Source organism: Leptospira wolffii serovar Khorat str. Khorat-H2 (assembly GCF_000306115.2).
In the GTDB taxonomy this organism is placed as follows: Bacteria; Spirochaetota; Leptospiria; order Leptospirales; family Leptospiraceae; genus Leptospira_B; species Leptospira_B wolffii.
This window is the reverse complement of sequence record NZ_AKWX02000023.1, coordinates 565,880-572,602: the sequence shown is the minus strand read 5'-3', so window position 1 is coordinate 572,602 and position 6,723 is coordinate 565,880. Positions and strand designations below refer to the sequence as shown.

Annotated in this window: 5 protein-coding genes; 3 read left to right on the top strand and 2 right to left on the bottom strand. The window is 45.3% G+C overall.

Annotation, left to right across the window (positions count from 1 at the left end; translation table 11 throughout):
- The first annotated feature begins 757 nt into the window (after positions 1 to 757).
- The 3 genes from LEP1GSC061_RS20750 (at position 758) to LEP1GSC061_RS20740 (ending at position 4,209) form a co-directional block, all read left to right on the top strand.
- Positions 758 to 2,185: an OmpP1/FadL family transporter gene (locus tag LEP1GSC061_RS20750; RefSeq protein ID WP_016547164.1), complete on the top strand. Its 1,428-nt coding sequence runs from the start codon at positions 758 to 760 to the stop codon at positions 2,183 to 2,185.
- 150 nt (positions 2,186 to 2,335) lie between these two features.
- Positions 2,336 to 3,793, top strand: a complete 1,458-nt coding sequence (locus LEP1GSC061_RS20745; RefSeq protein WP_040510237.1) for an APC family permease — start codon at positions 2,336 to 2,338, stop codon at positions 3,791 to 3,793.
- Between the two features lie 8 nt (positions 3,794 to 3,801).
- Positions 3,802 to 4,209 carry a hypothetical protein gene (locus tag LEP1GSC061_RS20740; RefSeq protein WP_016547239.1) on the top strand — a complete coding sequence of 136 codons (408 nt, stop codon included), beginning with the start codon at positions 3,802 to 3,804 and terminating at the stop codon, positions 4,207 to 4,209.
- 104 nt (positions 4,210 to 4,313) lie between these two features.
- On the opposite strand, the gene LEP1GSC061_RS20735 is transcribed toward LEP1GSC061_RS20740, so the two are convergent.
- Together LEP1GSC061_RS20735 and LEP1GSC061_RS20730 are read right to left on the bottom strand one after the other, a co-directional pair.
- Complete coding sequence (locus tag LEP1GSC061_RS20735; protein WP_016547421.1) at positions 4,314 to 5,603, bottom strand: phthiocerol/phthiodiolone dimycocerosyl transferase family protein; 1,290 nt, start codon at positions 5,601 to 5,603, stop codon at positions 4,314 to 4,316.
- Positions 5,604 to 5,622: 19 nt separating this feature from the next.
- Entirely contained in the window at positions 5,623 to 6,687 is a 1,065-nt protein-coding gene (locus tag LEP1GSC061_RS20730; protein ID WP_016547392.1) for a fatty acid desaturase, read from the bottom strand.
- Positions 6,688 to 6,723 lie beyond the last annotated feature (36 nt).

Below are 6,723 nucleotides of genomic sequence, written 5' to 3'. Positions count from 1 at the left end.
CGTATGCCCTTTCTTACTTGACCATATTACGAAACACACATCCCTGCAACGAGATGTGAACTTGTAATTACACGCCAAGCCCTCTAACTTCCAAAAGTTTACTTGGAATGCCGTTAGAAAGGGCTGCATCTTTCGATATTATTGTAGAATGAGAGTAGCTAATTTGTTTTCTTAGTGTTCGAGATTATTAATGTCATGGCGAACTCATCACCATAACCTAATCTCAGCTAATAAAAAATTTTAATTTCTCATTCGCAGTTATAGATGTTGTAAAAGAACTTTTTCTTTTCCCTGTATCCCGCGTTTGAAAGGCAAAAAGCCGTTCTCTCGAAGAATTTCAGTTGCCGACCGTCAAAACGGCCAGAAGACCAAAATACAAAATCGAGGCGCCCAGTCAAACCGTTTTTGCAGAAATTTTACAAATCGAATTTCAATTTTTAGAAGAATGTAGGCTTCTAATGTGACATAATTAAAACATGCATAGACGGCCCGAACGTTCGGAAAATTAATATTTTAGAATATTTTAAAATTCTTAATTTTATTCGAATTTTCGGTTTTTGGTCGGGCATTCCTCTCGATTTCGTCCTATTCTTCTCATTCTCTTCTCTAAGAACCGAGAATCTCCAATGAATTCGCCTTTTATCCAATACACTGTACATTCTTCGCCATTTATTCCAACATAGCGTATTTTCATCCTATATATGAGATACACTCTGCTAAAAATAGACCTATCTCACCCATAAAAGGAACCGAATCCATGGAATATACAAATCGCCGGGAACCACTCCGGTTAGGGAAAATCGGGAGGCTTTCCCTTCTCCCCTTTCTTCTTTTTTCCTCCTCCGCCTTTGCAATCGACGGTCTGACTCGAAATGCGATCAACGCAAGATACGAGGGACTGGCAGGAGCGAACACTGCGCTCGGAGGATCCGCAATCGACGTGGCCTTGAATCCGGCCAACCTCTCCCTAACCAAGGGTAAGAAGATAGAGTTCGGGGTGGGTTATACGGCGATTCTCAACCGCTATAAGGATAAGTTCCAAGACACGGATCCGAATCTTACTTACGAAAATGATAAAAGGACGAACGCTCCGAGTGTTGCTCCTTATTTTGCGGTAAAACTTCCGATCACCGATTCTTTGGATTACGGATTCGCCATCTATATCGCGGGAGGAGCCGCGGGAGGAGTGGATCATATAGACCGAAATACTCCTACCGGCCAGTCCGTAAACCAATGGGCGGGTGTGAATCTTCCCGGAGCCTTGGGTTCGTCCTCCAGGCTCCAAGAGTCGAATAGTAATTTCTTCGCAGTGGCAAAAGCGGTAAACGGTCTCTCTTATAAGATCGGGAACCTGTCCATCGGAGCGGGATTGGAAGTGAATTACGGAATCCAAAAGTTGAATCAAAAGTACTACGATGCGACCGGGCATATAGAAATCCCGGGCCAGGGCTATCATTACGAAAGCGGCAAGAAAGCCTACGCTTTAGGAGGAGTTGCCGGCTTGAATTATTCTTTCGCAGAATGGTTCCGCATCGGTTATTCCTACCAGGCACATGTCGCCATTCCTCTTAACGGAACCTATTCCATTGGAAATAACGATCCGCAATATTATAGGCAAACGGGAGTTTCTTATAATTTCAATCTCCCCGAAAAGCATTCCTTAGGGTTCGCCTTCGGTCCGGAAAATCTGAAAGTAGTCTTGGATTTGGTTTACACAAATTACGGTTCTTACTTACGTAAAGCCAACCAAACCCTGGAGGATCCCTGGTTGCCCACTCCTCTCGGAAAAACAGGATCGGCGGACGCTCACTTGAATTTCAGAGACCAATGGGGAGCCATTCTAGGCTTAGAGCATAAGGTTTCGCCTGCTTGGACCTACAGATTCGGATACAGCTACAACTCCCTTGCAATCGGCCCGAACGGGTTGGGCGGGACGACGGGTGCATTCTTCTCCCTGAACCACGTGCTTGCGGCAGGCTTCAGTTATATATTCGATAAATGGAGTTTCGATCTTGCGGTTAGTTATAATTTTCCGAGAAGAGTCATCCAAGGCGCTAAAGGTACGGACTGGGATCTTTCCCATGCGATCAACGGTCCGAACCAGCAAAACCTGACCGGTTATTCTTATAACTCCGAAGCCCAATTGATCGCCTTGAATATCGGAGCTTCCCGCTCCTTCGATTGAGGGAAACCCTTTCCGAAGATCGTATTTTGACGAAACCGAAACCCGCTTAGAATTTCGCTAAGCGGGCCTATTCTTTTTCGTTCTTCTCCCGACCCGAGAAAAAGTCTTGTGAACGGATTCCGACGGTTCATCCTGTCCAAAACCTCCCACATGAAACTGCGACGTTCTCTTAACCTTTACGATTCCATCTCATTAATGTTCAGCTCCATGGTGGGCCCCGGGGTTTTTATCACGAGCGGGTATATTCTAAGCCAGGTCGCAAATCCCAATATCGCCCTCCTCTGCTGGATCCTGGGGGGACTACTTGCAGTTGCAGGTGCCATGAGTTATGCGAAATCCGCGAGCATCTTTCCCGTGGCCGGCGGGGACTACGTTTATTTAAAGGAAGCCTATTCCCCGATCGTGGCCTTTTCCAGCGGATGGCTTTCCCTTTCCGTGAATTTTTCCGCTTCTATTTCCCTTTCGGCGATCGCTTTCTCCAAGACCTTTTTTTCCTTAATAGGTCCCTCTTTGGATATATACTATTTCGAGTCCAAATTCCTGGGTATAAGCTTCGCGATGGGGAACGCCCAATTACTGGGAATGTTCACCATTCTAGTCTTTACGATCGTGAATTTCTTCGGAATTTCCTTAGCATCCCGTATCCAAAACCTGTTCACCACATTTAAAATTGCGGGACTCATTCTCTTCGTAGTATTGGGATTCGCGATCGGAAATTTCGACACGGAGCATTTCGAGTCATTCTCCTTGATCCCGAACGGACTACACGGTTGGGGCCTGGTTCTTGCGGGAGTGATCCCAGTCACATTCTCCTATCTGGGTTGGAATATGATCACTTACGTCGCCGAAGAAGTGAAGGAACCGGACAAGAATATATACAAATCCGTCCTAACCGCCTGCACTTTGGTGACCTTACTGTACGTTTTGATTAACTTTCTTTACTTAAGCTCGGCTCCGAGTTCCGTTCTTGCAGGAGACGAAAAGATAGGAGTCACCGCGGCCGGATTTCTCTTTGGAAAAGGCGTCAAGTTACTCATAACCGCATTTATTTGCTGGGTTTTTATCGGAGGAATCTCCGCTTATGTCATCGGCGGATCTCGAATCTATTTCGCGATGGCAAGGGACGGATACTTTTTTCCGAGCATGGCCAAGTTGCATTCCAAGTATCATAGTCCTTATATGTCCCTGGCCTTCCAATGCGTTTACGCCTGCCTTTTCTGTTTAGTCAAGGAAATCGAAAGCCTTCTTTATCTCATCACCTGCTCGACTCTGATCTTAGCCACCATCACCGCTTATACTCCGATCATTTTCGAGAAGCGCCATCTTAAGAGCGAATTCAAAATCCCGGGATATCCTTATTCCACTTATATTTATATAATTTCGAATATTCTAATTATAGGTTCCTTGATCTGGAGTAAACCCGCCGAAGCTCTCTGGGGCTTCGGATTCACGCTTCTCTGCCTTCCGATGTATTTCCTATTCAAAAAGACCAAACGCCCTCTTATCTCCACTCATTCCCTCCTGGAAGAAGGAGTCGAGGAGCCTATGGGTCTAAGCCTATTGCCCGAAAACGAACCCGTACCTGTAGGAAGCGGAGATAAGGCATAGGAGAATTCTTGCAGCTCTCGGCTAAGAATCATCTGCGCCTACACCGTTACGTGGGCATTCTCTCGGTGATTCTTTTATTCTCTCGTCCTTTTCTATTTCATTTTTGGGAATGGAATCCCTTAAGTCCTGAGATTCTATCCCTGTATGTAGGAAGAATCGGAGCAGTATTGGGTGCGCTCGCTTTTTTTACAGGAGGAGGTCTCGGAAAATACCTATCCGAAGAAAAATCCAGGACCGCCGAAATTCACACGATTCTTATGTTGGGAGGCCTGATCCTTCAGGTCCCCATTCTAGCGGAGGCAGGAACTTCAATCTTTTTGAATATTCTATCCTATTTCGGATATCTATTTCTGTTTTCCGGATGGATTTTAGGAAGAAGGGTATTTCGGAACCGAAAAAGAATCCTCCCCTTCTGAAACAAATCCGCTTCAATATCCGCGAATTCTCAAACTTCTATCCCGCTCCGAAAGATAAAATTGAGTCGCCACGAAAGTCGCGAAAGGTAAGCGGAAAACGGATTTCAGTCTTCCGGATACGTTAATAATCTTTCAAACTCTTCACGAAAAATTTGAAAATCTTCCTTTCTCCAACGATTGGAGTCGTAATTGAATTGGATCCTCGCCTCTCCTCTAAACGTAGTAAGAGTGGTGAACAAAACCTGAGTAATCGAAGGATGGACGGTAAATGAAATCCTACCTATCCTGAAATCTTTCGGATTCTCCAAATCGGGAAGAATTCCTACATTGCTTAAGACCGAAGCCTGAGGGTTTCTTTGCATCAGGGATGCGAAGACTCGCATAGCCTCTTCCCTTTTTAAAAATTGATCCAAGGAAGGAAGAATCTCGTAAAAGGAAGTTCCCTGTCCCGACTCCAATTTTCTTTTCAGGTCCCTATTGATTGCGGACGCGATCTCCCAAAAAGAAGTTCTAGGATCGATTTCCGTCGTAAACAAACTGATATATAAGCCCAGCGCGTCGCTCGGAACGTTTTCCTTTAAGTAGGGACGCAGGTCCACAGGAGTCGCCAAATTCAAGGAAGTCCCCGCTCCGTCCTGAAATAGCCTGGAAAGAGACTTTATCTGCGCGGAACCTACGAGCCCATGCAAGGACACGCATTTTTCCTTGGCCCTTTGTAGTAAATTCCCTAATAGGGACGAGTTTAAATCCATAGACTCCATTCTGGGATTTGTCTCTTCCTTTTTTCTGGAAAAATTAGGAAGAGGGTCCGGCTTCCTCTTGGCTTCCGAAGCCTTTTTTTCAGGCGTCTTTCCTTCGTAAAGATTCATCATAGAATTATAATGTTTATCGATACTACCGCTATAGGAAGAATCGTAGCTCTTTAGGATTTCCAATAGAAAATTACATCCGGATCTTCCGTCCGCGATACTATGGTTGAACACCAAGGCAAAGACGGATCGATTCGATCCTATCCCGCATAGATAAGCGCGAACTAACGGAGTTTCGTTCAAGTAGAAGAGCCGAATCGTTTCCCGCGCGAGAAAGTCTTGCCAATCCGGATTCTCTATTTGATTTTGCAGAACGATTCTGCTATCCGGATCGGAAATAAACGCCAGATGGACGGAATCTTCCTCCTCTTTCTTCCGAATCGAAACTCGCGCATTAGGATAAGAGGCCTGGACCCTATCGATCGCCGACTGAAGTTTCTCCCTAGAGACCGATCCTTCCAATTCCGCCATGACGCAGAAATTCATGGAAGAAACGCGGTCGTATAGCCAGAAACCCGTTTCGGCTCTATCCAGTCTACGTTCGATAGTTATCTTGTTATTTTCCGATTCCGTAATATTCTGCATCGATTATAATCGCCGAATATTATGCGGTTACAGGGATCCCTAAGGATTCCTTCTCATAGCGATTCGCTCTACCCATGCTTTCAAAATCGTTGAATCGAATCCCGTATTTCTTCAGAAAAGGCTTCACCCTGGGAGCGACCGCCTGCCTGAGATAAAACGGTTGAGTCACCACGAAATGATGGATCCCGTGAGTCGCCCCGAAATTAAAGCAGAATAGATGCAAGGGAAGGATCCACCAGGAATCCAACACTTGTGTCTGCTGGTATAGGCTTTTTACGTCTCCGTAATAATGCATATTGGAGGACACGATCTGGATGGCGGATTGTCTGAGCCAGCAAGGGATCAGATAGACTACCGCGGCCGTATTTAAGAAATGATGAATATTACTTGCGAGTCCGGATTCCTGGACCGGATTCCCCAAAGCGGTATTGACTAGTGAAAATATCCCCCAGCCTAAGAAGGAATACCAAAGCAGAAGATAAATGGATCGATACGGTCCCTTGATAGGAGAAGATTTGATTTTTCTAAAATACCTTATCGCATCCTTTCTGATCTTCGGTCCCTGTAATACCACCGCCATGATAGGATCGATCATCACCAGAATCCTTTTGATCCCCCAAGGCATTCCGTTACTGATGAATCTTTCCTCTATATCCTCTATGTTTCCGGAGAGTTTATGGTGGAGAAGATGAATCTCCTTACGGAACCAAGGATTTACGGTGTTCGCTCGGAACAACCAGACCACCCAAAATAGAAAATTCTGCATCCTGGGACTTTCTTTAAAATAAATGCTATGGATCAGGTCGTGCTCCATCTCATGCAGGAAAGAGGCAAGAATTCCGTTCCCGATGATACAGGCCCAAAAAGGAATGAGTCCTGCAATGTACAGTCCACCCAATAAAATCATACCGGCAGCCGATCCGATCGTGATTCCGAAGCCGATCGCATTTTGGTGTTTCAAAAACGTGTATTTTTTTCTAAGTCTCGAATCCGATTTTCGGATCCATTTCATGATTCGTTTGGTTTTTTCTTTCTCGGAAAATCTTTCCGAAGCGGTTTTTCTTTCCAGCGTTAAGGAAGCCATCGCTCTCTCCTGCCAACAGTTCCTACCAGTATAGCG